This is a genomic window from Flagellimonas aquimarina (genome assembly GCF_003149745.1).
Taxonomy (GTDB): Bacteria; Bacteroidota; Bacteroidia; order Flavobacteriales; family Flavobacteriaceae; genus Flagellimonas; species Flagellimonas aquimarina.
The window spans coordinates 908676-934982 of the sequence record NZ_QGEG01000001.1 but is presented as its reverse complement, the minus strand read 5'-3'; the positions used below and the strand labels follow the sequence as shown (position 1 = coordinate 934982).

26 protein-coding genes are annotated in these 26307 nt (G+C 37.7%); 18 read left to right on the top strand and 8 right to left on the bottom strand.

All coding sequences use genetic code 11. The features are described 5' to 3' along the window. Positions 1-4 precede the first annotated feature (4 nt). Both DKG77_RS04270 and DKG77_RS04265 read left to right on the top strand, forming a co-directional pair. Entirely contained in the window at positions 5-949 is a 945-nt protein-coding gene (locus tag DKG77_RS04270; RefSeq protein ID WP_109660506.1) for a carbohydrate kinase family protein, read from the top strand. Further along, a complete protein-coding gene (locus DKG77_RS04265; protein ID WP_109660504.1) occupies positions 950-2878 on the top strand; it encodes an amylosucrase in 1929 nt (642 codons plus the stop codon). It begins immediately after the preceding gene. Here the strand turns inward: DKG77_RS04265 and DKG77_RS04260 are convergent. Genes DKG77_RS04260 through DKG77_RS04250 form a run of 3 tightly spaced genes read right to left on the bottom strand, consistent with a single transcriptional unit; the run spans position 2875 to position 5659 of the window. Continuing rightward, positions 2875-4011 (bottom strand): ATP-binding protein, encoded by a 1137-nt coding sequence (locus DKG77_RS04260; protein ID WP_109660502.1) that lies wholly within the window; start codon positions 4009-4011, stop codon positions 2875-2877. The two genes, DKG77_RS04265 and DKG77_RS04260, sit on opposite strands and share 4 nt — an antisense overlap. Next, complete coding sequence (locus DKG77_RS04255; RefSeq protein ID WP_109660500.1) at positions 4008-4769, bottom strand: SDR family NAD(P)-dependent oxidoreductase; 762 nt, start codon at positions 4767-4769, stop codon at positions 4008-4010. The genes DKG77_RS04260 and DKG77_RS04255 overlap by 4 nt, the downstream gene beginning before the upstream one ends. Before the next feature lie 17 nt (positions 4770-4786). Then, positions 4787-5659: an aldo/keto reductase gene (locus DKG77_RS04250; protein ID WP_109660498.1), complete on the bottom strand. Its 873-nt coding sequence runs from the start codon at positions 5657-5659 to the stop codon at positions 4787-4789. A 158-nt stretch (positions 5660-5817) separates the two neighbouring features. Here DKG77_RS04250 and DKG77_RS04245 point away from each other — a divergent pair, with 158 nt between their 5' ends. From DKG77_RS04245 to DKG77_RS04180, 14 genes are all read left to right on the top strand, one after another. After that, positions 5818-6819, top strand: coding sequence for an AAA family ATPase (locus tag DKG77_RS04245; RefSeq protein WP_109660496.1), 1002 nt, complete (start codon positions 5818-5820; stop codon positions 6817-6819). A gap of 94 nt (positions 6820-6913) precedes the next feature. Beyond that, entirely contained in the window at positions 6914-7780 is an 867-nt protein-coding gene (locus DKG77_RS04240) for a DUF58 domain-containing protein (RefSeq protein ID WP_109660494.1), read from the top strand. After that, the gene (locus DKG77_RS04235) at positions 7780-9438 is read left to right on the top strand and encodes a BatD family protein (protein WP_243414831.1); all 1659 of its coding nucleotides are present in this window, start codon (positions 7780-7782) and stop codon (positions 9436-9438) included. The genes DKG77_RS04240 and DKG77_RS04235 overlap by 1 nt, the downstream gene beginning before the upstream one ends. Continuing rightward, on the top strand, positions 9438-10436 hold the full coding sequence (locus tag DKG77_RS04230) for a vWA domain-containing protein (protein WP_109660492.1): 999 nt from the start codon (positions 9438-9440) through the stop codon (positions 10434-10436). Before DKG77_RS04235 ends, DKG77_RS04230 begins: the two co-directional genes overlap by 1 nt. Before the next feature lie 9 nt (positions 10437-10445). Further along, a complete protein-coding gene (locus DKG77_RS04225; protein WP_109660490.1) occupies positions 10446-11492 on the top strand; it encodes a VWA domain-containing protein in 1047 nt (348 codons plus the stop codon). Beyond that, positions 11485-12369 (top strand): tetratricopeptide repeat protein, encoded by an 885-nt coding sequence (locus DKG77_RS04220; protein ID WP_109661429.1) that lies wholly within the window; start codon positions 11485-11487, stop codon positions 12367-12369. Before DKG77_RS04225 ends, DKG77_RS04220 begins: the two co-directional genes overlap by 8 nt. 50 nt (positions 12370-12419) lie before the next feature. Further along, on the top strand, positions 12420-14153 hold the full coding sequence (locus DKG77_RS04215) for a BatD family protein (protein WP_243414829.1): 1734 nt from the start codon (positions 12420-12422) through the stop codon (positions 14151-14153). After that, on the top strand, positions 14150-14914 hold the full coding sequence (locus DKG77_RS04210) for an SH3 domain-containing protein (protein WP_109660486.1): 765 nt from the start codon (positions 14150-14152) through the stop codon (positions 14912-14914). Before DKG77_RS04215 ends, DKG77_RS04210 begins: the two co-directional genes overlap by 4 nt. A gap of 56 nt (positions 14915-14970) precedes the next feature. Next, positions 14971-15279: a hypothetical protein gene (locus DKG77_RS04205; protein WP_133248415.1), complete on the top strand. Its 309-nt coding sequence runs from the start codon at positions 14971-14973 to the stop codon at positions 15277-15279. Between the two features lie 78 nt (positions 15280-15357). Further along, complete coding sequence (locus tag DKG77_RS04200) at positions 15358-16965, top strand: SulP family inorganic anion transporter (RefSeq protein WP_109660482.1); 1608 nt, start codon at positions 15358-15360, stop codon at positions 16963-16965. Then, complete coding sequence (locus DKG77_RS04195) at positions 16949-17575, top strand: carbonic anhydrase family protein (RefSeq protein ID WP_109660480.1); 627 nt, start codon at positions 16949-16951, stop codon at positions 17573-17575. Before DKG77_RS04200 ends, DKG77_RS04195 begins: the two co-directional genes overlap by 17 nt. A gap of 115 nt (positions 17576-17690) precedes the next feature. Then, positions 17691-19553: a SulP family inorganic anion transporter gene (locus tag DKG77_RS04190; RefSeq protein ID WP_243414827.1), complete on the top strand. Its 1863-nt coding sequence runs from the start codon at positions 17691-17693 to the stop codon at positions 19551-19553. A gap of 185 nt (positions 19554-19738) precedes the next feature. After that, positions 19739-20758: a phenylalanine--tRNA ligase subunit alpha gene (pheS, locus tag DKG77_RS04185; RefSeq protein WP_109660476.1), complete on the top strand. Its 1020-nt coding sequence runs from the start codon at positions 19739-19741 to the stop codon at positions 20756-20758. An 85-nt stretch (positions 20759-20843) separates the two neighbouring features. Continuing rightward, positions 20844-22142, top strand: coding sequence for a Zn-dependent hydrolase (locus DKG77_RS04180; RefSeq protein WP_109660475.1), 1299 nt, complete (start codon positions 20844-20846; stop codon positions 22140-22142). Positions 22143-22148: 6 nt separating this feature from the next. Here the strand turns inward: DKG77_RS04180 and DKG77_RS04175 are convergent, their stop codons facing one another. Then, a complete protein-coding gene (locus tag DKG77_RS04175) occupies positions 22149-22820 on the bottom strand; it encodes a lysoplasmalogenase (RefSeq protein WP_109660472.1) in 672 nt (223 codons plus the stop codon). After that, positions 22820-23293 (bottom strand): CYTH domain-containing protein, encoded by a 474-nt coding sequence (locus DKG77_RS04170; RefSeq protein WP_109660470.1) that lies wholly within the window; start codon positions 23291-23293, stop codon positions 22820-22822. The genes DKG77_RS04175 and DKG77_RS04170 overlap by 1 nt, the downstream gene beginning before the upstream one ends. A gap of 27 nt (positions 23294-23320) precedes the next feature. On the opposite strand from DKG77_RS04170, the gene dinB reads away from it, so the two are divergent. Both dinB and DKG77_RS04160 read left to right on the top strand, forming a co-directional pair. Then, on the top strand, positions 23321-24421 hold the full coding sequence (gene dinB / locus DKG77_RS04165) for a DNA polymerase IV (RefSeq protein ID WP_109660468.1): 1101 nt from the start codon (positions 23321-23323) through the stop codon (positions 24419-24421). Positions 24422-24469: 48 nt separating this feature from the next. Continuing rightward, a complete protein-coding gene (locus tag DKG77_RS04160) occupies positions 24470-25051 on the top strand; it encodes a TetR/AcrR family transcriptional regulator (protein ID WP_109660467.1) in 582 nt (193 codons plus the stop codon). A 53-nt stretch (positions 25052-25104) separates the two neighbouring features. Here the strand turns inward: DKG77_RS04160 and DKG77_RS04155 are convergent, their stop codons facing one another. Genes DKG77_RS04155 through DKG77_RS16945 form a run of 3 tightly spaced genes read right to left on the bottom strand, consistent with a single transcriptional unit; the run spans position 25105 to position 26267 of the window. After that, the gene (locus DKG77_RS04155) at positions 25105-25497 is read right to left on the bottom strand and encodes a plastocyanin/azurin family copper-binding protein (RefSeq protein ID WP_109660465.1); all 393 of its coding nucleotides are present in this window, start codon (positions 25495-25497) and stop codon (positions 25105-25107) included. A 31-nt stretch (positions 25498-25528) separates the two neighbouring features. Further along, positions 25529-26077 (bottom strand): carboxymuconolactone decarboxylase family protein, encoded by a 549-nt coding sequence (locus DKG77_RS04150; protein ID WP_109660463.1) that lies wholly within the window; start codon positions 26075-26077, stop codon positions 25529-25531. Between the two features lie 31 nt (positions 26078-26108). Beyond that, positions 26109-26267, bottom strand: coding sequence for a hypothetical protein (locus DKG77_RS16945; protein WP_165819345.1), 159 nt, complete (start codon positions 26265-26267; stop codon positions 26109-26111). Between the last annotated feature and the right edge of the window lie 40 nt (positions 26268-26307).

Sequence of the window (26307 nt, the reverse complement as noted above, 5' to 3'; positions counted from 1 at the left end):
AGGAATGAGAAAAGTATTCTGCATTGGAGAACTGTTAATAGATTTTGTTGCTGAAAAGCAAGGAAATGATCTTTCCAAAGCAACTCAATTTACCAAAAAAGCAGGTGGCGCACCCGCAAATGTAGCCTGTGCAATAGCCAAACTTGGCGGAAAAGGAGTCTTTGTAGGTTGTGTAGGAGATGATCCTTTTGGAAGCTTTCTACTAAGCACTGTCAAAAAAGAGGGTGTCGATATTTCATTGGCACAACGGTCCAAGACCTTTACTACACTTGCCTTTGTTTCCTTAGCAGAAGATGGAGAACGAGACTTTGTATTTAGTAGGGGTGCAGATAAAGAATTAGCTTATGACCCATCTTTAAGAAAGGACTTTCATGGGAATCTTTTACACTTAGGGGCTGCAACAGCACTTCTTGGGGGCTCCTTGGAAAAAGCATATGGAAAATATTTGTTTGATGCTTTCACCAAAGAAATGTTTATCAGCTTTGATCCAAATTTTAGAGGTGACCTTTGGAAAGAAAACGAAAAGCAGTTTATTAAAAAGTGTATGCCCTTTATTGAAAAATCTCATCTATGTAAGTTCAGCTTAGAAGAGGCTTTACTCCTTTCGGGAAAAAAGGATGTTAATGAAGCATGTGATTTTTTTCATGAGGTAGGCACTAAAATCATAACGGTCACCCTTGGCAAAGAGGGTACGTTGTTAAGTTCAAACAATACAAAAAAGATAATTCCAAGTATTGCGGTAAAGCCTATAGATACTACAGGGGCAGGAGATGCCTTTATAGGTTGTTTGTTATATCAAATAGCGGACCTAGGTAATTTTAATCGCGTTTTCGAAGATTATGAACTACTTGCTAAAATGGTCCAAAAAGCTAATAAAGCGGGCGCCATTACCACTACCAATTATGGAGCCATAGTCGCTCTTCCCACAAAATCACAGCTTGAAAATTAAATGAACCAAGCTACTTTACATAAACTGATTTCATCAAAATTTGAAGAAAAGAACCCAAAAGCTCTTTTTGAACTTAGACTGGCCACTAACCTAAGTCTTATTCAACAATTATTCTTTTCCGTTTATCCAGAGGAGAAACATGGTAAGGACTTTTCAAGATTGCTGGATCTTTTACCTAAACTATTTGCTTTGCGACCACCAGAATTAGTAAATCAAGACCTAAGAAGACTTGAGATGGGCAATTGGTACCAATCGGAAAAAATGGTGGGTATGCAATTATATGTGGAGCATTTCAACAAAGATTTAAACGGGCTTAAAAAAAAGCTGCCCTATCTAAAAGAACTAGGGGTGAATTTCTTGCACCTCATGCCTATTACCACTCGCCCCAAGGGAGAAAATGATGGCGGCTACGCCGTTAACGATTATCTGCAAGTGGACAAAAAATATGGTACTAAAAAAGACCTTCTTGACTTAACACAGGAGCTTAGAAAGCAAGATATGTTCTTAATGCTGGATTTTGTGGTCAACCATACTTCCAATGAGTTTACTTGGGCAAAGAAGGCTGCAAAAGGTGATAAAAAATACCAAGGGTACTACTACACTTTTGAAAACGAAACCATACCAAAAGAGTTTGAAAAGTCATTGCCAGAAGTTTTCCCTGAAACCTCTCCCGGGAACTTCACCTATATTCCTGAAATGGATCATTGGGTCATGACGGTTTTCAACAACTATCAATGGGATTTAAATTATACAAATCCAGAGGTTTTTATGGAAATGTTGACCCATTTGGTGAAATTGTCCAATATGGGTGTGGATTTGGTGCGTTTTGATGCGTTGGCATTTCTTTGGAAAAAAATGGGCACCATATCCCAAAACCTGCCAGAAGCACATAATTTAATTGCTTTGTTCCGAATGTGTTTACAAGTAATTGCCCCAGGAACTATATTCTTGGCCGAGGCAATTGTTGCACCAACCCAGATCATTAAATACTTTGGTGAAGATCAAAAGAAAGGGAACGAATGCGAGGTTGCCTACAATGCTTCTTTAATGGCATTGTTATGGAATTCCGTTGCTACAAAAAAAACAGTCTTACTTTATAAAAGTCTTACCAGTGTTCCCACAAAACCAAAGGACTGTACTTGGATCAATTACATTCGCTGTCATGATGATATTGGATTAGGGTACGAAAATAAGTTTATTGAAGAAATTGGTTGGAATCCGCAACAGCACCGAAAATTTTTGTTAGATTATTATTGCCAACGGTTGGATTGGTCGGATGCTGTAGGTTTAATGTTCATGTACAATCCCAAAACCGGAGATGGCAGAATTACCGGTAGTGCGGCATCATTATTAGGGTTGGAAAAGGGTTTGAATGAAAAAGATAATACCACAATTAATGGAGCCATTGCAAAAATTATAATGTTCCATGGTGTTATTCTAGCTTATGGTGGAATCCCCATGATCTATGCAGGGGATGAGGTAGGCACTTTAAACGATTACTCTTTTTTAGAGGAAACTGCAAAAAAAGAAGATAGCCGCTGGGTAAATAGACCAAAACAGGATTGGAATATTATTGCAAAACTCAATGGCAAAAAACTTCCTCAGTCCAAAATATTCAAAACACTGCAAAAATTGATTGCCATCAGGAAAGAAAACCCTGTTTTTGCAGACAGCAACAATTTAACCCTGCACAATACCGGTAATGACCATATCTTGGTTTTTGAACGTACGGGCAATTCAATCGAAGGCGTGCTGGTAATTTGCAATTTTGATGAAAACCCGCAGGTAATAGAAGCAAGTTGGATTCTCAAGCTTGGCTATTTTACCAAGGGAGAACCAAAAGATTTAGTGTCCAATAAAAAAATATCGATTAAAAGTGGCCTTTTAGAGATAATGCCATACCAAATTCTCTGGCTAAAAAAATCCTAGTTGTACCTTACCTTTCTTAAAATTCGTAGTGATTCTTTTAACGACCCATAAACCCTTTCATTTGCAACTTTCAATAATGGCCGCGCCTGTTCCATTTGTTCTTTTGCTTCCTCAAATCCATTTAAATAACAAATAAGGGATGTCGCCGGCAAATGTGTTAGGTCTATTTCCTCGGTCTTGCTCAATTTAATTTTCTTTTCCAGCTTTTGCAATAAGGAGCTGTTGGTGTTAAAAACATGGTGCAATGTCTTTTTATCGTACTGCGGAGGTTCAAAAATCAGTTCGCTGTTAATCGTGTATTTGCCGTTGTCAGAAAATGTAATGATCATCTGTTCCAAAGGGTAATACTTTTGTTGTGAACCCAACCCCAACTGTACAAATTCCAACGTGCTAAATGAATGATCATCATAAGTAATGGTAATTTCATCCAAAGCAGAATAAAATAACTTAACCTGTTCGTTGATCAATTCAATATCTACTCTTGAGTAATAGGTTTTATTATTGACTTTTTTCTTGTTCCCCGCCCAACAAACTACAAACTGTTCTTTGAAAACCTTATAATCGCTGGTTAGATCTGCATGCCTGCTATTGATAAAATTGATGACCGCATCCAAGGTCAATTCAATATTGTTTCTGGCATGTTGCTCTATGGTTGCAACTGCCTCAGAATTAATATCCTTTAGCTCAATATCAAAAGCCTTGGGCAGGCTAATACTACCCTCTCGGAAGAATACCGCCCCACCATAATACTTCCATATGTTTTTTCTAAGCGCACAGATTTTTCCGTTGGACTTGATAGTGACCAAGCCAACAACCTTGCCTTCTGGCAAATGCGGAAAAGGTATATTCTCATATGAAATAATAGGGGGATTATCTAAGTAGGCATTTACCAAATTTTGAATCTTGCTGTCATCAAAAAAATCCACCCCAACTATCTTATTGTCCTCATCTTCTACTCCTATAACAATGAATGAATTATTTATTGGATTGCTGTTCGCTAGCGCACAAACATGTTTTAAAAACTTTGCTTTTCCTTCCTTTTCACCTATTGATATAAACCTCTTTTTGTCATAAAAACTGTTCTCATCATTATGCGCTAAAAGATTCTTAACCAGTAGGCGTTTGTTAATCATAACTCCTTCTTCACTATGGTACTACTAGCCTGTGCAGTAGGCATAACCACTAAATCTGCAATGTTAACGTGGTAAGGACGGGTAATGGTAAAATGTATGATATCTGCAATATCCTGAGGTTTTAAGGCTTGAAACCCTTGGTATACTTTTTCAGCTCTATCCACATCTCCTTTAAAACGTACATCGCTAAATTCTGTCTCCACCAGTCCTGGATTTATAGCTCCAACTCTTATCCCATAGGCATTTAGATCTAACCGCATTCCCTGGTTAATGGCATCCACGGCATGTTTGCTTGCGCAATACACATTTCCCTTAGGGTACACTTCCTTTCCTGCGGTAGAGCCTATATTAATAATATGGCCAGATCTACGCTCCACCATTTTAGGCACTACAGCTTTTGAAACATATAGCAGTCCTTTTACATTTATGTCCAACATGGCATCCCAATCATCCAAACTTCCTTCATCAATGGTATCCAGGCCATGTGCATTCCCTGCATTGTTAATTAAAATATCTATTTGAGAAAATGAAGTTGGTAAGTTTTGAATGGACTTGAACACGGCTTCTTTCTCTCTTACATCAAAATTAAGCGTGTGAACGTTGGTTTTCTTTCCTAAATGGTCTTGAAGCATATTCAGTCTTTCTTGTCTACGACCGCAAAGAATTAAATTGAATCTATGCTCTGCCAATAACTCTGCGGTTGCCTTACCTATTCCACTAGTTGCTCCAGTAATTAAAACTGTTTGTGCATTTTCCATATTCTGTATTTCATGTTTTAAGGAACAGGATGCCCTTGACTTGAAGCTAAAAGTATAAACCAATCTTGTAAATCCAAATCTATTTTTGCGGCTTTTGCGGATAGGACAATCCTATCTTTATTACTTGTGCCTATAACAGGGTGAACCTTTGCCGGGTGCTTTAAAATCCATGCCAATAAAAGCTGACTCTCGTCCACATTATATTTTTCTGCAAGAACAGTAATTGTCCCTTTTATTCTCTTGGTTTGTTCATTATGCTCTCTGAATAAATTTCCCAAGGGACTCCAAGCCATGGCCATTCTTCTATTTGCTATACAATCGTCAAAAGTGCCATCATACATTGGAGCATTATGAGACAATGAAAACTCCACTTGGTTACCCAAAACTGGAATTGCCTTTTCAAGCATTGCTATTTGAGAAGAAGTAAAATTAGACACCCCAAACTGTTTTATCTTGCCACTTTCCAATAAATGATTGATTGCCTCCGCAATTTCAAAAGGTTCCATAAGAGGACTTGGCCTATGCAACAACAGCAAGTCCAAATATTCGGTATTTAACTTTTTCAGGGACTCTTCTACAGACCAAATAATATAATCTTTGTTGTATTCATAATGCCCCACCCGATTATCTCTTCCAGAAGTCATTTGAATTCCGCATTTAGAAATTAGTTGAATGGATGATCTGTCTATTCCACTTTCTGCATAAGCTTTTCCAAAATCAGATTCGGTCCCATAATCTCCATAAATATCAGCATGGTCAAAAGTTGTTAGCCCATTATCCACACAATGAAGCATTAAATCAATCATCTCTTTTTTTGAAAGTTTTTTCCCCCAACTTCCCCAGGTCATAGCCCCTGCTATAATTCTGGAATAATAATCTGTATATTGCATATAAAGTGAAAGTATAAAATTAAACCCTTAAATACTTCACAAAACTGGGGCTTCCGCGTTTTTTTTAACCATTAATTAACAGACGGATTTTAAATTAATTTTCATTTTGCACTTCTTAGAAAAAACACTAACATTAACACATTACGATAAAAGTTAATATGGAAGAAAACACTACTATAGATATTAGTGCTGTGAATGAAAAAATTGCCAAGGAAAGTGCTTTTATTGACTTGCTTACGCTTGAGATGAATAAGGCTATTGTTGGTCAAAGGCATATGGTGGAAAGACTGCTAATTGGTCTTTTGGGTCAAGGACATATTCTTTTGGAAGGGGTTCCTGGATTAGCAAAAACATTGGCCATTAATACCTTGGCGAAAGCAGTAAAGGGAGATTTTAGCAGAATCCAGTTTACGCCAGATCTCTTGCCGGCAGATGTTGTGGGAACATTGATCTACAACATGAAGGAAAATGATTTTTCCATTAAAAAGGGGCCTATTTTTGCCAATTTCGTTTTGGCGGATGAGATTAACAGAGCTCCTGCAAAAGTACAATCGGCACTTTTAGAAGCTATGCAGGAGAGACAGGTGACCATTGGGGATGAGACTTTTAAATTGGATGCGCCTTTTTTGGTTATGGCCACCCAAAACCCGGTTGAACAAGAAGGAACCTATCCTTTGCCTGAGGCACAGGTAGACCGTTTTATGTTGAAAACGGTAATCGATTATCCAAAGCTTAACGAAGAACAACTTATTATGCGTCAAAATCTAAGTGGCGCCAATGAACCCATAAAACCGGTGGTGACCTTAAAACAAATTTTAAGCGCTCAAAAAGCGGTTCGCGAGGTTTACATGGATGAAAAAATAGAAAAATACATTTTAGATTTGGTGTTTGCCACCAGATATCCAGAAAAATACAACCTTGAAAATCTAAAACCCCTTATCAGTTTTGGTGCCTCCCCAAGGGGAAGCATCAATTTGGCAAATGCCTCCAAATGTTATGCATTTATTAAAAGAAGAGGATATGTTGTTCCGGAAGATGTAAGAGCTGTCGTTCATGACGTGCTAAGGCATCGTATTGGAATTACCTATGAAGCTGAAGCTGAGAATATCACTTCCGAGGAAATCATAAACAAGATTGTCAACGAGGTAGAAGTACCCTAGAAAAGTTAGCAGTTGGCAGTTTCGATTGGTGGCGCCCTCAAAAAAATAACCTACCATCACTAAATACTGACAGCTAAACACTGTTTGCTTACAGATGGATACAAAAGAACTACTTAAGAAAGTACGAAAAATTGAGATAAAGACGAGACGTCTTTCCGACCATATTTTTGGTGGGGAATACCACTCTACCTTTAAAGGAAGAGGTATGACCTTTAGCGAAGTTCGCCAATACCAATTTGGAGATGATGTTAGAAGCATTGACTGGAACGTTACCGCACGCTACAACGAACCTTATGTAAAAGTTTTTGAGGAAGAAAGAGAGCTGACGATGATGTTGATGGTTGATGTAAGTGGTTCCGAACTTTTTGGAACTACCAATCAATTTAAAAAAGAGGTCATCACAGAAATCTCTGCCACGCTCGCTTTTTCTGCTTTACAAAACAATGACAAGGTAGGGTTGATCTTATTTTCAGATGAAGTTGAACTATACATTCCACCAAAAAAAGGAAAAAGTCATGTCTTGCGAATAATAAGAGAGCTATTGGAGTTTAAACCTAAAAGCAGTAAGACAAATATTGCAGAAGCGCTGAAATTCCTCACCAACGTGATGAAGAAGAAAGCCATCGTTTTTGTTTTGTCCGATTTTATATCCGACGAGTATGACAATACTTTACGTATTGTTGGCAATAAACATGACGTAACAGGTATAAGAGTTTTTGATGAGCGCGAAGAATCCATTCCAAATTTAGGAATGGTGCAGATGCAAGATGCAGAAACGGGAACGCTTCAATTGGTCAACACAAGGTCTAAAAAAGTGAGAGCCGCGTATGGTCAATTCCATAAGGACAAGGTAAATTATTTTCAAGATTCCTTTACCAAATCTGGTTGTGGTGTAATCAACTGCCGAGTAGATGAAAGCTACGTAAAAAAATTATTGGGCTATTTTAAACGAAGGGGGTAATGAAAAGGGGAAATAGTAAGTTAAACATAAAGATTTGGGGCCACTCGGGAATTAGGAATACTTTTTTTCTAATTGCCCTAATATGTTCACAAACCTCATTTGCCCAATCAAAAGTTTCTTCGGAAATAGATACCACTTCCATTAAAATAGGAGAACAGATCAAATACAAAATTACCGTTGAAACGGATTCTACGGATATTGTCCATTTTCCTGAGGGGCAGACATTCTCTCCTTTGGAAACAGTTGAGGCAATAATGATGGATACCGTTAAAAACAGAAACAAGGTTATCCTCCAACGCATCTATGCCCTTACCCAATTTGACAGTGGTGCATACACTATACCCCCTCAAAGAGTGGCAATAAATGAACAGCCTTTTTTTACCGATTCTTTTCAAATAAAGGTGGCTGATGTTGTTGTTGACACTACCAAACAAAAAATGTTTGACATAAAACCTCTGATCGAAGTTGAAAAAAGCTATGCAAAAATCTGGAAGATGGTGCTTTTGACACTTTTTGTCCTATTGATTATTGGTGGTTTGGTCTACTGGTTTTTCATTAGAAAAAAACCATTGACAGAAGAAGAAAAGGAAGCATTGCTCCCTCCCTACGATCGAGCATTGTTAGAACTTAAAAAACTGGAGAACTCCAAATATCTAATTCAAGATGAATACAAAAAATATTATTCGGAGCTAACGGATATTGTACGTTCCTATTTGGAAGAAGATGTTAATGTTTCAGCTCTTGAAAGTACAACAGCTCAATTGATTGCCAAGCTAGAAATGCTCAAAGATGCAGGGGATTTAAAGCTTGATGATGAAACTTTGAGCCAATTTCAGAATATATTGCAGACGGCAGATTTGGTAAAATTTGCTAAATCCAAACCGTCAACTTCCGTTGCTGAGCATGACAGGAAACTAGTAGAACAAATAGTGGTCAAAACACATGATGCGCTGCCAGAACCAACCGAAGAAGAATTGCTTCAAACTGAAGAATATTTGGAAGAGCTCGCCAAGAAAAAACAGCGAAAAAAAATCTATTGGGCTGCAGCTATTTTTGCAGGAATCTTATTTTTTGGTGGCGCCCTTTCTGTGGCTTATTATGGTTTTAAAGAAGTTAAAGACACTGTTTTTGGTTATCCTACAAAAGAATTATTGGAAGGGGAATGGGTGTCAAGCTCCTATGGGTACCCTCCGATTGAAATTGAAACACCAGATGTGTTAATACGTCAAGATGTCGAATTACCTCCAGAGGCCCAAGAGCTGATTCAGGAATTACAGACTTTTGCTTATGGAAGCTATGTAGGAATCTTTTCTGTAGCTACCAGTTCTGTAACCTATAAAGAACAGACAGAGCCCAACTTTGATGCAGCAATTGGTTCAACCCTTGGCACATTTGAAAGTTTAGGGGTGAAAAATATTATTACCAAACAAGAAGAGTTTACTACCAAATCTGGTGTGCAAGGTCTAAAGACATTTGGCACTGGAAATTTGAAAAATCCTATTAACAACAAATCAAAAAAGGCAAAGTATACCATTCTTTCTTTTGGAGGAAAAGGGTTCATGCAACAGGTAATAATAACTTGGGAAGACGGTGATGACTATGCCGAACAAATAGTAAGTAGAATATTGAGCAACCTAGACGTAAAAACCCAGACCTAATGTTTGAAAATATAGAATTTGCAAATCCTCAGTTCTTTTGGTTGCTCCTCCTGCTTCCAATGGCTTTGCTATGGTATTTTTTCAAACGTAAAGATGAACTTGCATCACTAAAAATTTCTAGCGTAAAAGGGTTCTCTGTAAGTAGTTTGGCTTCCAAGTTAAAACCTGTGCTCTTTGTAATAAGGTTATTGGCTCTAGCCGCAATCATTACAGCTTTGGCAAGACCTCAAACAGAAGATATTTCCACCAGAACCAAAACTACAAAGGGCATTGATATTGTTATGGCAATAGATGTGTCTTCAAGTATGCTCGCCAGAGACTTAAAGCCAGACAGGCTTTCTGCGCTCAAAGAAGTTGCAGGAGATTTTATCGGGCAGCGCCCCAATGATCGTATTGGACTGGTAGGTTACGCTGGAGAAAGCTATACAAAAACTCCCATAACAAGCGACAAATCTATAGTTTTAAGAGCTTTAAAGGAAATCACCTATGGCGAGCTAGAAGATGGAACAGCAATTGGTATGGGCTTGGCGACATCCGTAAACAGATTAAAAGAAAGCAAAGCCATAAGCAAGGTCATTATTCTTTTGACCGATGGTGTAAACAACTCAGGTTTTATTGAACCAAATACAGCTGCCGATCTAGCCGTGGAATTTGGTATAAAAACATATACAATAGGTTTGGGAACCAATGGCAATGCATTATCTCCGGTGGCATATAACAGAGATGGTACCTTCAGGTTTGGAATGCGCCAAGTAGAAATTGATGAAACATTGCTAAAAGAAATTGCCCAGGCTACTGGCGGAAAGTATTTTAGAGCTACCGATAATGAAAAGTTGGAAGAAATCTATGATGAAATCAACAAGCTCGAAAAAACTGAGATCGAAGAATTTAAATATTATAAATACGAGGAAAAGTTTAGGCCACTGATATTTTTGGCAGGAGCTTTGCTGTTGTTGGAATGGGGACTTCGCAACTCCATTTTTAAAAGCTTTATTTAAAAAGGAAGAATGATTCAACTTGACGAAAAAATATATTTTTATTTGCTGGCCATTATCCCGGTAATGGTTTTGGCTTTTTTCTTTCTTCAAGTTTGGAAAAAAAGAACCCAACGTCATTTTGCGGATTATAAATTATTGAGAAGATTGGCTCCAAATAAGTCCAGCTTTAAATCCGCTTTAAAATTGATACTTCTTTTGTTAGGATTAACTTTCCTGATAATTGGACTTGTAAACCCTAAAATTGGAACAAAACTAGAAACGGTAAAGCGTGAAGGCGTAGATATTGTTTTTGCTTTAGATGTTTCCAAAAGTATGTTGGCAGAGGATATTGCCCCAAATAGATTGGAAAAAGCAAAAAGGCTCATTTCCGAAATCATAAATCAACTGGCCAGTGATCGAATAGGTATCATTGCATATGCTGGGCAAGCCTACCCTCAATTACCGATCACCACAGATTATGGCGCAGCCAAAATGTTCTTGCAAAGCATGAATACCGACATGCTTTCCTCTCAAGGAACTGCTATCAACGCGGCAATAGACTTGGCAAGTACTTATTACGATGATAGCGAACAAACGAACAGAGTGCTTTTTATTGTGTCAGATGGAGAAGATCATTCGGAGCGCACCACAATTGATGCTGTTGAAAACGCTTCAAAAAATGGTATTCGCATTTTTACCATTGGTGTTGGAAAACCAAAAGGCTCGCCAATTCCGATCAAAAGGAATGGTGTCGTTGAAAGCCTAAAAAAAGATAATCAAGGTGAAGTGGTTATTACAAAACTTAACGAAGCCGTATTGTCAGAAATAGCAAGTGAAGGCAATGGAGAATATATAGATGGTTCCAATACGGAAAATGCCGTAGAATATATTAAGGAACAATTGAACCAAATGGATAAAAAAGAATTTGAGGCCAAGCAATTTGCAGAGTATAAGGACCAATTTCAATGGTTCTTAGGCATAGGGCTTTTATTTTTATTTTTGGATATTTTCCTTTTGGACAGGAAAACAAAGTGGTTGAAAAAACTTAATCTTTTTAATGAGCATGAAAATGAATGAGACAGGATTACTTTTTAGCATGTTTGTACTAGTGGGGTTGAGCACACAGGCACAAGATGAGATACAGGCTGTAAAAGAAGCAGAAAAATCCCTTAAAGCATCCACAAACCTTACCTGGGAGGCAAATAAACAATTAACTGCAAATGACTTTACCAATGCAGAATCTGATTATAGAAGAGCAATTTCCAAGAGTGATAAAAATGCCGTTGCCCGGTTTAATCTAGGTACGGCCTATTACAACAGGGAAAGTTATGGAGAAGCTTTTGGACGCTTTAAACAAGCAGGCGAGACTGCTTCCGAAAAACCGGACAAACACAAGTCTTTTCATAATATGGGCAATGTTTTTATGAAAAACAAGGAATACCAAAAAGCGGTTGAAGCCTACAAAGAAGCATTAAGAAATAATCCTTCAGACGAGGAGACCCGTTACAACTTGGCATTGGCTAAAGAAATGCTAAAAAAGCAACAAGACGAACAGAAAAACGACCAAAACCAAGACAATAAGGATAAGCAGGACCAAGAGGACGAAAAGGACAAGAATAAAGACCAGAACGACGAGGGGGATAACAAAAAAGACAATGAAGGAGAACAGAATGAAGATGAGAACAAGGATAAAGGCGATGATGGAGATAATGGAGAAAACAAGCCTGAGGAGAACAAAGAAGGAGAGGGCGATAAAAAGAAAGAACAAGAGAAAAAACCAAATGAAGGTGATCAACCTGAAGAACAAAAACAACAACCAAGACCAAATCAACTTTCTAAACAGCAGATTCAAAATTTGTTAGAGGCAATGCAGAACGAAGAGAAGAAAGTTCAAGAAAAAATGGAAGCCAAAAAGGTTAAGGGCAAAAAAATCAAAAACGAGAAGGATTGGTGATGTACAAGTTATGTTACAAAATTTTGTTTGTTTTAAGCATCTCCCTAGTCATGGGTGCATCTTCCTATGCACAAGAAAACGAGGTCTCATTTGAAGTGAAACTCAGCAAAGAAAAGTTGGGCATAAATGAACGTCTTAGGGTTGAGTTTACAATGAACAAGGATGGGGATAACTTTAACCCTCCTCCTTTTGAGGGTTTTAAAGTCGTTATGGGGCCTTCTCAATCAATTAGCTCCTCTTGGATAAACGGAAAACGGAGTTTCTCAAAATCTTATTCCTACATTTTAGTCCCCACGGCAAGAGGTAAGTTCACTATAAAACAGGCTACAATAGAAATTAGTGGAGATACTTTTAAAACCTTGCCTAAAACGGTTGAGGTAACGGCCGCTGTGGATAAGCCAAGTGATGAAAAAACAGTGGACGATGTCGCAGATGAAAGTTTGCATTTGGTGGCTGAAGTATCAAAAGGAAATCCATACCTAAATGAAGCAGTCACCGTAGTTTACAAGCTTTACGTAAGCCCCTCTATAAGTGTGACCAATTATCGTCCTTTGGATAATCCCAAATACAACAACTTTTGGAGTCAAGACATTCCTGTAACCAAACATACCGCTCAAAATGGCACTTATCAAGGAAAACCATACCGCTTTGTAATATTAAAGAGAGTGGTACTGTATCCTCAAAAGTTTGGGAGTTTAGAAATTGAGCCTCTTTCACTTGAAATTTTTGTAGATGTCCCAACCAATAGAAGAGATTTTTTTGGTGGTCGTATCTATACTCAAACCAGTAAAACAGTTTCTGCAGGAAGACGCACACTTAATGTCAAGGCTTTGCCCGAAGCAGGAAAACCAGTGAATTTTGGTGGAGCAGTCGGAGATTTTGACTTTTCGGTAACAGCCAGTAAAACACAATTGAATGCTTCGGAATCACTACAAGCAAAAGTTGAAGTGTCAGGAAAGGGAAATCTAAAGCTTTTTCAACTTCCAGAACCAGAATTACCAAGTGCCCTTGAAGTCTATGAACCTGAGTTTGACGAAAATGTGCGCACAAATAGCTCTGGAATGGAAGGCAAGGTGGCAGACAACTACACCATCGTTCCTACGTTCAGGGGTAAATATCCAATTCCAAGTATTTCGTTTAGTTATTTCAATCCAAAAACATCAAAGTATGTTACTTTAAATTCAGAAGAAATAAATATTGAGGTATTGGAAGGGCCAGTGGGCTCATCTTCAGATAACAGTACCGTTTCATCTGGGAATAAGCAATTTGTAATTCCTACTGGAAAACAATTTCATTTCATAAAATTGAGTCCGAATTTGAGCAAAATAGGAACAAACTACTTCTTTGGTTCAAATATCTTTTACATCATGCTTTTTGCACCCTTGTTGTTAATTCCAATTGCAGTGTTCTCATTTAAGAAAAGAGAAGCTATTGCAAGCGATGTGGCAGGAAATAAAATAAAGCGGGCCAACAAATTGGCCAAAAAATATCTTTCCACGGCCAAAAAAGAACTTGGAAACAAAGAGGCATTTTATGTAGCATTGGAAAAAGGATTGCATAATTATTTAAAAGCCAAACTGAAGATTGAAACTTCAGAGTTCAGTAAGGAGAAAATCACAGCAATTTTAACGGAAAAGAAAGTGGCCATTGCTGATACCCATGGTTTTATTGGGCTTCTAAAAAATTGTGAAATGGCACGTTACAGCCCGTTCTCTGATGTGCAAATGCAGAATGACTATGATCTAGCAAGTGAAGTAATTTCTAAATTGGACAAACAATTATGAGCATAAAAAAGCTGTCATTGTTAATCTGTTTGTTTTCGTTCTGCTTTGGGATAGCTCAAAACAATTCCCTTTTTACTGCTGCTACCGAAAACTATAATAAGGGTGAATACACCAAGGCCATTGAAAAATATGAGCAGATTCTTAAGAATGGGGAACATTCCGCAGAGCTTTATTTTAATTTGGGAAATTGCCACTACAAACTTAATGCCATTGGCCCAAGCATCTTTTATTATGAGAAAGCACTTCTTTTAAAACCGAATGATAGCGAAATCCTAAACAATCTAGGGTATGCCCAGAACATGAGGTTAGACGCTGTTGAAAAAATGCCAAAAACGGAAATAGCACAATTGTATAGCAATTTTGTAAATATCCTGTCCTTTGATCAATGGGCCTATTTGGCCGTATCTTTGTTTATTTTGTTTGTTTTGGCCTATTTGACCTATTTTTTCTTACGTTTTGCATCACAGAAACGTGTTGCATTTATTGCGAGTATGCTGTCAATGATACTTGGAGTGTTAAGTATCTTAATTGCCTATTTGCAATATCAGGACTTTAAATCGGATAATCCAGCAATTATCTTTAGCAAAGAAATAAAGATTACCTCTGAGCCAAATAACAACAGTGAAGTAGTCTTTACACTGCATGAAGGAACAAAGGTCAATGTTCTTGAAAAACTCAATGATTGGAAGAAAATTAGGCTTTCGGACGGGCAAACCGGATGGTTGCTTGAGGAAAACTTAAGATTGTTGAAAGATTTTTAAATTTTATTTAACAATAACTAATAGCTTTACTATTATTTTTGTTTTAAAACCGAGCTTTGCTAAAAACTATTGCCTTTCCCTTTATTGCTGTAATGTTGATATTTTCCATATTGGCGCCATCCATAGCGCCATTGTTGGATAAAGATCATGACCTTGCAGTTCTCATAGATGCCAATGAAGAAGAAAAGAGCAAAGAAAAAGAGTCTGAAAAAAAGTTTGATGAAAAGAATTTATTTCTAAACTATTTCGCCTCCTCCAACAGTGTTTTCTTTCAAAACTGTCTGCAAGGCTGGGACAAATACATCTTCTCAAATTCAGATTTCAAGGCTGATATTCTTCTCCCACCGCCACGGAAATTGGTATAATACTTCCGTTTTCTTTTAATCAATTTTTAACCGTCTTCAATCTAATGTACATTTTGAAGACTAAACTATTTTACCATCATGTTCAAGTATATAAAAAATGACTTGCCAGCTAGTGTTGTGGTGTTTTTTGTAGCATTACCTCTTTGTTTGGGCATAGCCCTGGCCAGTGGAGCCCCTCTATTTTCTGGCTTAATTGCCGGTATTGTAGGCGGAATCATTGTTGGGGCACTAAGTGGCTCTCAAATTGGAGTAAGTGGTCCCGCAGCAGGATTGGCCGCAATCGTATTGACCGCAATAGGAACCTTGGGAGGGTTTGAAAATTTCCTTGTAGCCGTTGTCCTAGGAGGGATCATCCAAATTATTTTTAGTATTCTAAAAGCTGGAGTAATAGCTTATTATTTTCCATCTTCCGTTATTAAAGGAATGCTTACAGGAATTGGTATTATTATTATTCTAAAGCAAATTCCACACTTTTTCGGCTATGATGCAAATCCAGAAGGAAATTTTTCTTTTTTCCAGGTAGATGGAGAAAACACCTTTAGTGAGATAATAAATGCCATAAACTTTATTAGTCCGGGAGCAACCTTTGTTGCTGTAGCGGCACTATTAATTCTTATACTGTGGGATAGGGTACTAAGTAAAAAATCCAAAGTATTTCAATTGGTCCAAGGCCCTTTGGTAGCTGTTGTTATTGGAATTCTGTATTATATTTTTACAAAAGACAATGAATCATTGGCTATTTCCAGCGAGCATTTGGTCAGTGTGCCCATACCAGATAGCATCCAAACTTTTGGAAACCTTTTAAGCTTTCCAAACTTCGCTGTCATTGGTAGGCCCGAAATTTGGATTACCGCTTTTACTATTGCTTTGGTGGCCAGTTTGGAGACCTTGTTATGCGTTGAGGCAACCGATAAATTGGACCCCTACAAGAGAACTACTCCAACTAACAAGGAACTATTGGCCCAAGGAATTGGCAACAGTATTTCAGGCATGTTAGGCGGATTGCCCATTACCCAGGTAATTGTGCGTAGCTCCGCAAACATACAATCAGGAGGTAGAACTAAAGCATCAGCTATTATTCATGGTTTTTTCCTGTTGATCTCTGTGATGCTTATCCCAAGATTGTTAAACATGATTCCGTTATCTGTATTGGCGGCTATCCTCTTCATAGTAGGTTATAAATTGGCAAAGCCAGGATTGTTCAAAAAGATGTATCTCCTAGGCTGGAAGCAGTTTGTTCCTTTTGTAGTAACAGTATTAGGTATTGTTTTTACGGATTTGCTTATAGGAATAGGTCTTGGATTGGGCGTAGGGATTATCGTCATCTTGATTAAAAGTTACCAAAACTCCCACTTCTTGCACATTGAAGATAAAAGTAATGGGGCCCACAAGATAAAAATGACCCTGGCCGAAGAAGTAACGTTTTTCAATAAAGGAGCAATTCTTAAAGAGCTAGATAGTCTACCTGAAAATTCATACCTTGAATTGGATGTAAGAAAAACTCGCTTTTTGGACAATGACATTATCGAAATTTTAGAAGATTTTTCAGAAAAGGCCAAAAACAAGAACATAGGAATAAAGCTAATCTCCGAAAGAGGAGTAGTAGAAAATCCTGATAGTTACATTCAATTTTTCCAATTAGACATTAATCGACATAAAAATTTACAATATGATCACACAAACTAAAGAAACTCAAGCAGCATTAAATCCCAACACTGCATGGGAGTTGTTAAAAGAAGGTAATAAGCGCTTTGTTGAGCAAAACATGGCAAATAGAAATCTATTGACTCAGGTAGCGGAAACCACAACAGGTCAATATCCCTTTGCAACTATTCTTAGTTGTATAGACTCACGCGTTTCAGCGGAGCTTATTTTTGATCAAGGTGTTGGTGACATTTTCAGTGCTCGTGTAGCCGGTAATATTGTCAACCCAGATATTCTGGGCAGTATGGAGTTTGCCTGTAAGCTGGCTGGCACAAAAATAATCGTGGTTTTGGGCCACACTAGTTGCGGAGCCGTAAAAGGAGCCTGTGATGATGCCAAAATGGGAAACCTAACAGAGCTCCTAAGCAAAATAAGACCCGCTGTAGCAGCGGTTTCCGAACCAACTGATGAAAGTCAACGAACTTCCAAAAATCTGGGTTTTGTAAATGCCGTAGCCGAAAAAAATGTAAAAATGACCATTGATAACATAAGGAAACAAAGTCCTGTTTTAAAAGAAATGGAGGATAATGGAGAAATCCTTGTTGTTGGGGGCATGTACGACATTTCAAATGGAAAGGTTAATTACCTATAACCCACGTTAAAATTTGATTACTAAAAAAGGGCAGTGTTTAACATTTCATTGGCCTTTTTTAGTATCCCAAAAGTAGTATCTTGAGAGCAATACTATTATAACCAACATAACGGCCATGTTCAAGCATTTTAAAGGAGATTTATTTGGTGGAATCACAGCCGGTATTGTAGCCCTACCTTTGGCTCTTGCTTTTGGTGTGAGCTCGGGACTTGGGCCAAGTGCTGGGTTGTACGGTGCAATTTTCATTAGTTTTTTTGCCGCTCTTTTTGGAGGGACAAATACCCAAATTTCTGGTCCTACAGCACCTATGACCGCGGTAAGTATGGTTGTTATTGGCGGAATTGTTGCCATTAACGATGGTGACATTGCAAAGGCACTTCCCTCAATTTTAACCATATTCCTTTTGGCTGGCATTATGCAAATTGGCCTTGGGCTCATGGGGTTGGGAAAATACATAAAGTATATTCCATACCCGGTTGTTTCAGGTTTTATGACCGCCATTGGTGTAATTATTTTGGTTACACAAGTCCTTCCTGCCATTGGCTATTATCCTAAAGAAGATGCTCAATATGTTAGTCGCTTTATGGCAGATGCAGAAGAAGAAATACTGGAGAATATTCTTAAAGAAGAAGCTGGCGAAGGAATATTAGTTCTTGAGGATTTTGAAGAGACTATCAAAAGAGCAGAGGAAATTACTCCAGCAGACATGCAAAAAGAGGCTGAAACATTGGCCGCAAAAGATGCTTCAGGAGTAATTGGCACTTTAAAAGTATTGCCGCGTGCCTTAAAAAGTGTTAACTGGCTTGAATTGGCACTTGCTTTGGCCACTATTTTTATTATTTATGGATTTAAAAGAGTAACTACTGCTGTTCCAAGCACTCTAGTAGCGCTAATTATAGTTTCAGGAATAGCATTTGGGTTTGGGTTGCCCTATCGCCCGATTGAAGAAATTCCAAGTGGGTTGCCAATCCCGAACATGGAAATTTTTACAGAATTCAAAATAGGGTCTATTACCCCATATGTTTTTACCGCTTTGACCTTGGCCCTTCTAGGTGCCATTGATTCTCTTTTAACCTCAGTAGTTGCGGATAATATGACACAAACCAAGCACAAACCTAATAAGGAATTGGTTGGTCAAGGAATAGGGAATAGCGTTGCCGCACTTTTTGGTGGTATTCCTGGGGCCGGAGCTACCATTAGAACTGTGGTCAATATTAATTCTGGAGGAAAAACCAGACTTTCGGGAATGGTGGCAGGTATCCTTTTATTGGTTATTCTTTTAGCATTAGGGCCAGTTGCATCTCAAATTCCAGCGGCTGTCTTGGCTGGTATTTTGGTCACCGTGGGAATTGGAGTAATGGATTATAAGGGCTTAAAGGCAATACCTTATCTTCCAAAAGATATTAAACTAGGGCCCCTTAAACTTAGTTCAGAAGTAATAATAATGTTAGCTGTCATGGTACTCTCCTCTATTTGGAATCTAGTATATGCAGTAGGGATAGGACTAGTTTTTGCCTCTTTAATGTTTATGAAAAAAATGGGGGATTTAACTGCCAAACGATCAGATGTAAAACCTCTGTCCAAAGAAAAAGCTTGGGCAGACGAAAAAGATTTTCCAAAAAACTTAACAGAAGAGGTTTTCATCAAACATGTTAAAGGCCCTTTATTTTTTGGTTCGACCAGTGAATTCCAACAGCTAGCGGATCAAATTCCAAATACCGCATCTACTGTAATTATAAGAATGGGAAGAATGCAATACATGGACCAGACAGGGCTATATGCCATGGAAGATGTCTTACAAGACTTGAAAAATAGAGATGTTTATGTGTTATTGGTAGAAATTCTTGATCAACCTAGATACATGATGGAGCGGATTGATATCATTCCTGATTTAATACCAAAGGAACACATTTTTGAAGATTTTAAAAGTTGTATGAATTGGATTAACCTAAATGTAAAGGACACGTTTCCTGCTTAAATTTATAGGGTAATCCTAATTTTTACAGTTGCCATACCCCTTAGAAGTATGGATATTTCCCAAACCATCCTTCTCGTGGGCACCCATAGTTAAGTAATCTTTGGGGTGAATTACCCTTCATTTCCTTATTGCATATATATTCAAACACAATTTGCTAAATTTGTCGGCCAATAGCGCTAGCGACCATGATCGACACCATTAAAGAACATTTAAGTGAAGTAGAACAATTTACTTCAACCTCAAAAGATGAAATAGAATCTTTCCGAATTAAATATTTAGGAAAAAAGGGGCTTTTGAACACGTTCTTTGCCGAATTCAAAAACGTGCCAAATGAGCAGAAGAAAGAATTTGGACAGGCTATAAACCAATTAAAAAACAATGCCACTGATAAAGTTAATTCCTTAAAAACGGCTTTAGAAAATTCTGCGGAAACAAAAGGAAAATATGGCGATTTAACCAGACCGGGAGAACCAATGGAAATTGGGGCAAGACATCCTATTTCCATTGTAAAAAACCAAATCATTGATATTTTTTCAAGAATTGGTTTTAATGTTTCAGAAGGGCCAGAGATTGAAGATGATTGGCACAACTTTACAGCGCTTAACCTTCCTGAATATCACCCTGCCAGAGATATGCAGGATACTTTCTTTATACAGACAGACCCAGATGTTCTGTTGCGCACACACACTTCATCTGTTCAAGTGCGTTATATGGAAAACAACAAACCTCCTATTCGCACAATATCACCGGGAAGAGTATATCGAAACGAGGCCATTTCTGCCCGTTCACATTGTTTCTTTCACCAAGTTGAGGGCTTGTATGTAGATAAGGATGTTTCATTTGCCGATTTAAAACAAACATTACAATATTTCACCTCTGAAATGTTTGGTAAATCAAAGATTCGCTTGCGTCCTTCTTACTTTCCGTTTACGGAACCAAGTGCAGAAGTTGATGTGTATTGGGGTCTTGAAACAGAAACGGATTATCGTATGACCAAAGGTACCGGTTGGCTAGAAATAATGGGGTGTGGCATGGTAGATCCCAATGTATTGCAGAATTGCGGTATTGATCCAGAAGTGTATTCTGGTTTTGCCTTTGGCATGGGTATTGATCGTATTGCATTATTGCTTCATCAAATCTCCGATATACGTTTATTGAGCGAAAATGACATTCGTTTTTTAGAGCAGTTTAAGTCTGCTTTTTAAGCTATTTTTTTATACCATCTAGGTCTATGCTGTAAGTGAACTCCTTGCACTGCCTAAATTTCTCTTTTATAGCTATATTTAGCGTATGACTTTACGCTGTATCTCATTGCTCACTTTTTTCGCATCCGCCACCATCTTTGCACAGAAAAAAAACCTGGAAGTAGATCAAGACCGTCTTGAAGCCAGAATCTTTGAACTAGCAAAGTTTGGTTTACAAGAAAATGGAGAAACGGAAAGAGTCGCCTTTAGTGATGCAGATATTGAAGCCAGAAAATGGGTGGTACAAACCTTAAAAACTCAAGGTTTGGATGTTTCCATTGACTTTGCCGGTAATATTATTGGTCATAGAAAAGGTCAAGATGCAACTAAAAAAGTCATCTCTTTTGGTTCTCATATTGATAGGGTCCCCAACGGTGGAAATTATGATGGTTGTGTTGGTTCTATGGCCGCCTTGGAAGTCATTGAAATACTAAATGAAAACAACATTAAGACAAGACACCCTCTGGAGGTTATCATTTTCTCGAATGAGGAAGGCGGTGTTATGGGCAGCAGAGCTATGTCCGGACACTTAAGCTCAAAAGCTTTTGAAGTAGAAAATACGACCGGCTTTTCTATGGGTGAAGGAATAATGAGGCTAGGTGGCGATACAACAAAAATTGCCCAGGTGACCAGAAAAAAAGGTGCCATGGCCGCCTTTTTAGAACTTCATATTGAGCAGGGCGGTATACTCGAGAAAGAAAATCTAGATATTGGAATAGTAGAAGGTATTGTTGGCCTTAAATGGTGGGATGTAGTTTTTACCGGTTTTGCTAATCATGCAGGTACTACACCAATGAATGCTAGGCAAGATGCACTATTGGCAGCTGCTAAATTCGTTGTTGCCGTAAATGAAATTACCAATGCCTTTGAAGGTAGTCAAGTAGGCACCGTTGGACGTATTAATGCCGAACCTGGCGCTCCTAACGTTATTCCCGGTAGAGTGGTAGCCAGTTTAGAGATTAGGGATTTGTCCTCAGCTGTAATTGAAAAAGTATTCCAAGCTATAAAAACAGAAGGCGAAGAGATAGCCGCTGCTTCCAATATGACCATAGAATTCCTACCATTGGATACTACCGCCAATCCTGCGTTGACCGCTATTGAAATTCAGAAGGAAATAGAAGTTGCTACAACAAAACTAGGATATACTTTTAAATATATGCCCAGTGGAGCTGGACATGATGCCCAAGATATAGCAACCATAGCACCTACCGGAATGATCTTTGTACCAAGCAAAGGTGGAATAAGTCATTCCCCTAAAGAGTTTACCTCAGCTGAAGATATGGCCAATGGTGCCAACGTTTTGTTACATACCATTTTAGCTCTTGACAAGAAACTTGACGAATAGGAGACTTTAACTACTTATTTTTTTGGTCGTTATTAAATATGTCGCATTCACGATCAATAAAATGCTCCCCCAATATGAACTTAAAATTACCAATCCAGATAGCTTAAACGGAGATTTAAATTTGTCAACTGCAATCATTGCATCAGAGAACATAAATAAAACCACCGCCAAAGCTATGAACACATATGCTATCTTTTGATCTTCTAAAAAAAGTCCTATTCCTTGCCACGCCATAAAAGTGATGACCAGAACATAGATTGTTACTGGTAGTTCAAACTCCTCTAAATCTGGCTTTAGCCAAACTAGCAAGGCTGCACCAATTGCAAAAAATATTATGAATGAGACCCAATTAAAGTGAAATCCGCGAAGTTTTATGAAGCCTGTTGCAAATAATAGGTGACCAATCAAAAAGGACGCTAATCCTAAAACAAAATAATCATCCCACAGTAAAAATATGTCCCCCAATAAACAGAAAATTAAAGCCGCTATGATAATGTTTTTAAATTTTAGTGCATGAGTACCTTTCACAAATAATAAGAGTGACATTATTAAAATAGTGGTCAAGGGCTTAAAGAATGTGTAAAGAATACTATTATCAGTAAAGTCAAAATAAATTGCAGCACATGCTGAAACTATACTCAATAGATTAACTGCAAATTGAGTTTTAACGGACTTCATTACCAATCTTGATAAGGGTTCTTGCTTAATTGAGAGTTGTAGTACCGCACATCTCCGGTCACCTCTTTTCCTAACCAGCTTGGTTTTACAAAAGCCTCATCTTCATGCTCTAGCTCTACTTCTGCCAAGACAAGGTCTTTATTCTCTCCTAAAAATTCATCTACTTCAAAAACATGGTTTCCCATAGGAATTTCAAATCGTATTTTCTCCAAAATAACAGGTTCACATAAATCAATCAAGTTCGTAGCTTCGTTTACATTGATTTCGGTCTCCCATTCAAACCGGGCCGTGCCAGATTCATTACTTCTTCCCTTGACCGTTAAAAACCCTTTATCTCCTTTTATTCTAACCCGAACCGTCCTTTCTGCATTGGTATTAAGGAATCCCTGAACAATTCGAATTTGGGAAATTGCTTCCTTTTTGTAGGCATTTGACTTTACTAAAAACTTACGTTCAATTTCTATGTGCTCCATCAAACTAAATATACCCTAAATTTGAGTATGGAGTTTGATTTTCCCTTACGAAAAATCATTCATGTAGATATGGATGCCTTTTATGCATCTGTAGAACAACATGATAATCCCGAGCTTAAAGGAAAGCCAGTAGCTGTTGGTGGAGGTTCCAAACGTGGGGTGGTATCGGCCGCAAGTTATGAAGCTCGAAAATTTGGTGTGCGCAGTGCAATGGCGGGGTATATTGCCAGAAAAAACTGTCCAGATCTAATTTTTGTTAAACCCCGTTTTGAACGCTACAAAGAAATTTCGCAACAAGTGAGAAGTGTTTTTTTTGAATATACCGATCTAGTAGAGCCACTCTCCTTGGATGAGGCTTACTTGGATGTGACGGAAAACAAAAAAGGAAATCCTTCCGCAACACTTATCGCAAAAGAAATCCGCCAAAAAATCTTTGATAAAACAGGTTTGACAGCCTCTGCTGGAATTTCCATCAATAAGTTCATTGCCAAGGTCGCCAGTGATTACAATAAACCAAACGGACAGAAAACGGTAAACCCTGAAGATGTCATTCAATTCTTGGAGAATCTTGATATTAGAAAATTCTATGGAGTGGGAAAAGTGACCGCGGAAAAAATGTACAAGCTGGGAATTTTTACTGGAAACGATTTAAAGCAAAAATCCCTGGAATTTTTAGACAACACTTTTGGGAAAAGCGGAAAATACTATTACAATGTAGTGCGGGGCATTCATAATAGTGAAGTAAAACCTCATCGTATTCCAAAATCCGTAGGGGCAGAACGTACCTTTTTTGAAAACCTTAGCAGTGAAGTCTTCATGCAAGAAAAACTTGAGAACATTGCCAGTGAACTGGAAAGAAGACTTCTAAAATCCAAGATTGCCGGCAAGACCATTACATTAAAAATCAAGTACAGTGATTTTACACTCCAGACCAGAAGTAAAACACTACCATATTATATTGCAAAAAAGGAATTGATTCTTGAAACCGCCAAAGAATTGCTGTACCAGTCAACCCTAGAAAACTCCGTTCGTTTATTGGGAATTTCTTTGGCAAACCTGAACACAGAGAAAAAAAAGGAAGAATCAAAAAAGGAATCTGTTTTGGTTCAGCTCAAATTTGATTTTTAAAACCGGCAAACTATTGCCCACGCCATATTTCTTGCTTAATTTGCAACAGTGCAACGCCCTGAAATACACCAACATATAATAACCTCTGCAAGTAATCTCTTTTATACCAATGGATATAATTCCACAGGAATCAATGAGATTATATCTAAATCTGGCATAGCAAAAGCCACGCTGTACAGTCATTTTAAATCCAAAGAAGATATATGCATCGCTTACTTAAAGCAGCGCCATGACAGTTTCTTGGAATCCTTAAAAAGTTATGTTTCCAAAAGAAAAAAAGGTAAAAATCAGTTGTTGGCTATTTTCGACTTGCTAAGGGACATGTATCGGGACGAAGATTTTCATGGCTGTTGGGGGCTTAAAACACTGGGAGAACTCTCACCCAAACAGAAAAAAGTTTTAGGTGTAATACAAAAACAAAAAAAAGAACTGTTACTGTATTTAGGAGAGGTCGTTGGTGATAATATTTCCAACATATCTAAAGCTGAGACTGAAAAAATATCAGGGGGAATCTATCTTTTGTATGACAGCGCCATTACAGAAAGTCATTTGTTTAAAAATGATTGGCCCATCTATATGTCTAGAAGCATAGCTCCATTACTTTTTGCCAATTCTGAAGTAGTACAATAAAAAAGAGCCCCTTCAAAATTGAAGAGGCTCTTTTACCAATAAAATACTACTGATTACTTTACGATCAAGGTGTTATCTGTTGATGTAGGGTTCAAAGGGCAGAAATACACATATTCTCCTCTTTCCAATTTTGTTGGTTTTGAAGTTTGTGAAGTTCCTGTTTTTACCGCTTTGGTAACATAGGCAGTCTGAATGTGATTTTCCGGCTTACTTACATCTTTTCCTTTTTTCACCAATACAAAACCTACCTCATGTCCTACTCCATTGTTTGTAATGTCAAAAACATAAGTTCCTTCAGAAACCGTAATTTGTTTTTGTGTAAACTCTCCAGATGTTTGCTCCAAGGCTAAAGTTCTAACTGGAACCTCTTTCATCATTTTATCCTGCGCATTTACAGAAAATACGGTTCCAACGGCGAATACTAAAATTGCAATTACATTTTTCATTTTATGATATTTAATTTGTTAAGGTTATGTGTTATGCTCCAACTGTTTCCAAAGGCTGTGCCACGGGAAAGTCAACTGGTACTTCTGTTGTGTTATTGATATAGTTTGAAATAGTTTTGTCACCTACCAATACAATGGTATCAATAAGGTTTTCTTTTGTCCAACCTGCGGCAAAGAAGTTATCTAAAACAGAGGCATCTGTAGCTCCTCTATTTTCAGTGATATTCTTAGCCAGTTTTGCCAAAGCATCCAGTTTAGTATCAAAAGAGGCTCCCCCTGCTCTTAATTCCAATATTTGGTCATCTGTGAAACCGTTCATTTTACCTATTGCAGTATGTGCAGATAAACAATAAATACAATTGTTCACTTCGCTTACAGCTAAGTTTACCGCTTCTTTTTCTTTAGTTTTTAAAGATGTTTTAGCGTTAGAAAGATTTAAATAATTGCTCAATGCATTTTCTGAGTGCGCATACGTGGCAAAAAGGTTAGGAACAAATCCAACTGCCTTTTCCAGGTTATCAAAAATTGCTTGATTGTTACTACTTACTTCTTCTCTTTTAGGTACATTAAATGTGCTCATAATTCTATCTTTTATTTAATTATTATATGGGTTAAAAATTCTTTACAAATGGTTTTTCTGCATCACAATAAAAATCATGGTGATGCTTCTGCTCACAATGTGTGTCTGGTATAAGGGTCTGTACTTCTGCTTTCTTAGAAGTTCTAAATATCTCTATGAGATTGAAAACTGATTTTTCTATTGCGTTCATCTTTACTTTACTTTTAATTGCAATGCAAAGATGTAGCGAA

What these genes read in the sequence shown, in the direction of transcription:
- DKG77_RS04270 (WP_109660506.1), top strand. Translation starts at nt 5, where the DNA reads ATGAGAAAAGTATTCTGCATTGGAGAACTGTTAATAGATTTTGTTGCT.
- DKG77_RS04265 (WP_109660504.1), top strand. Translation starts at nt 950, where the DNA reads ATGAACCAAGCTACTTTACATAAACTGATTTCATCAAAATTTGAAGAA.
- DKG77_RS04260 (WP_109660502.1), bottom strand. Translation starts at nt 4,011, where the DNA reads ATGATTAACAAACGCCTACTGGTTAAGAATCTTTTAGCGCATAATGAT.
- DKG77_RS04255 (WP_109660500.1), bottom strand. Translation starts at nt 4,769, where the DNA reads ATGGAAAATGCACAAACAGTTTTAATTACTGGAGCAACTAGTGGAATA.
- DKG77_RS04250 (WP_109660498.1), bottom strand. Translation starts at nt 5,659, where the DNA reads ATGCAATATACAGATTATTATTCCAGAATTATAGCAGGGGCTATGACC.
- DKG77_RS04245 (WP_109660496.1), top strand. Translation starts at nt 5,818, where the DNA reads ATGGAAGAAAACACTACTATAGATATTAGTGCTGTGAATGAAAAAATT.
- DKG77_RS04240 (WP_109660494.1), top strand. Translation starts at nt 6,914, where the DNA reads ATGGATACAAAAGAACTACTTAAGAAAGTACGAAAAATTGAGATAAAG.
- DKG77_RS04235 (WP_243414831.1), top strand. Translation starts at nt 7,780, where the DNA reads ATGAAAAGGGGAAATAGTAAGTTAAACATAAAGATTTGGGGCCACTCG.
- DKG77_RS04230 (WP_109660492.1), top strand. Translation starts at nt 9,438, where the DNA reads ATGTTTGAAAATATAGAATTTGCAAATCCTCAGTTCTTTTGGTTGCTC.
- DKG77_RS04225 (WP_109660490.1), top strand. Translation starts at nt 10,446, where the DNA reads ATGATTCAACTTGACGAAAAAATATATTTTTATTTGCTGGCCATTATC.
- DKG77_RS04220 (WP_109661429.1), top strand. Translation starts at nt 11,485, where the DNA reads ATGAATGAGACAGGATTACTTTTTAGCATGTTTGTACTAGTGGGGTTG.
- DKG77_RS04215 (WP_243414829.1), top strand. Translation starts at nt 12,420, where the DNA reads ATGGGTGCATCTTCCTATGCACAAGAAAACGAGGTCTCATTTGAAGTG.
- DKG77_RS04210 (WP_109660486.1), top strand. Translation starts at nt 14,150, where the DNA reads ATGAGCATAAAAAAGCTGTCATTGTTAATCTGTTTGTTTTCGTTCTGC.
- DKG77_RS04200 (WP_109660482.1), top strand. Translation starts at nt 15,358, where the DNA reads ATGTTCAAGTATATAAAAAATGACTTGCCAGCTAGTGTTGTGGTGTTT.
- DKG77_RS04195 (WP_109660480.1), top strand. Translation starts at nt 16,949, where the DNA reads ATGATCACACAAACTAAAGAAACTCAAGCAGCATTAAATCCCAACACT.
- DKG77_RS04190 (WP_243414827.1), top strand. Translation starts at nt 17,691, where the DNA reads ATGTTCAAGCATTTTAAAGGAGATTTATTTGGTGGAATCACAGCCGGT.
- pheS (WP_109660476.1), top strand. Translation starts at nt 19,739, where the DNA reads ATGATCGACACCATTAAAGAACATTTAAGTGAAGTAGAACAATTTACT.
- DKG77_RS04180 (WP_109660475.1), top strand. Translation starts at nt 20,844, where the DNA reads ATGACTTTACGCTGTATCTCATTGCTCACTTTTTTCGCATCCGCCACC.
- DKG77_RS04175 (WP_109660472.1), bottom strand. Translation starts at nt 22,820, where the DNA reads ATGAAGTCCGTTAAAACTCAATTTGCAGTTAATCTATTGAGTATAGTT.
- DKG77_RS04170 (WP_109660470.1), bottom strand. Translation starts at nt 23,293, where the DNA reads ATGGAGCACATAGAAATTGAACGTAAGTTTTTAGTAAAGTCAAATGCC.
- dinB (WP_109660468.1), top strand. Translation starts at nt 23,321, where the DNA reads ATGGAGTTTGATTTTCCCTTACGAAAAATCATTCATGTAGATATGGAT.
- DKG77_RS04155 (WP_109660465.1), bottom strand. Translation starts at nt 25,497, where the DNA reads ATGAAAAATGTAATTGCAATTTTAGTATTCGCCGTTGGAACCGTATTT.
- DKG77_RS04150 (WP_109660463.1), bottom strand. Translation starts at nt 26,077, where the DNA reads ATGAGCACATTTAATGTACCTAAAAGAGAAGAAGTAAGTAGTAACAAT.
- DKG77_RS16945 (WP_165819345.1), bottom strand. Translation starts at nt 26,267, where the DNA reads ATGAACGCAATAGAAAAATCAGTTTTCAATCTCATAGAGATATTTAGA.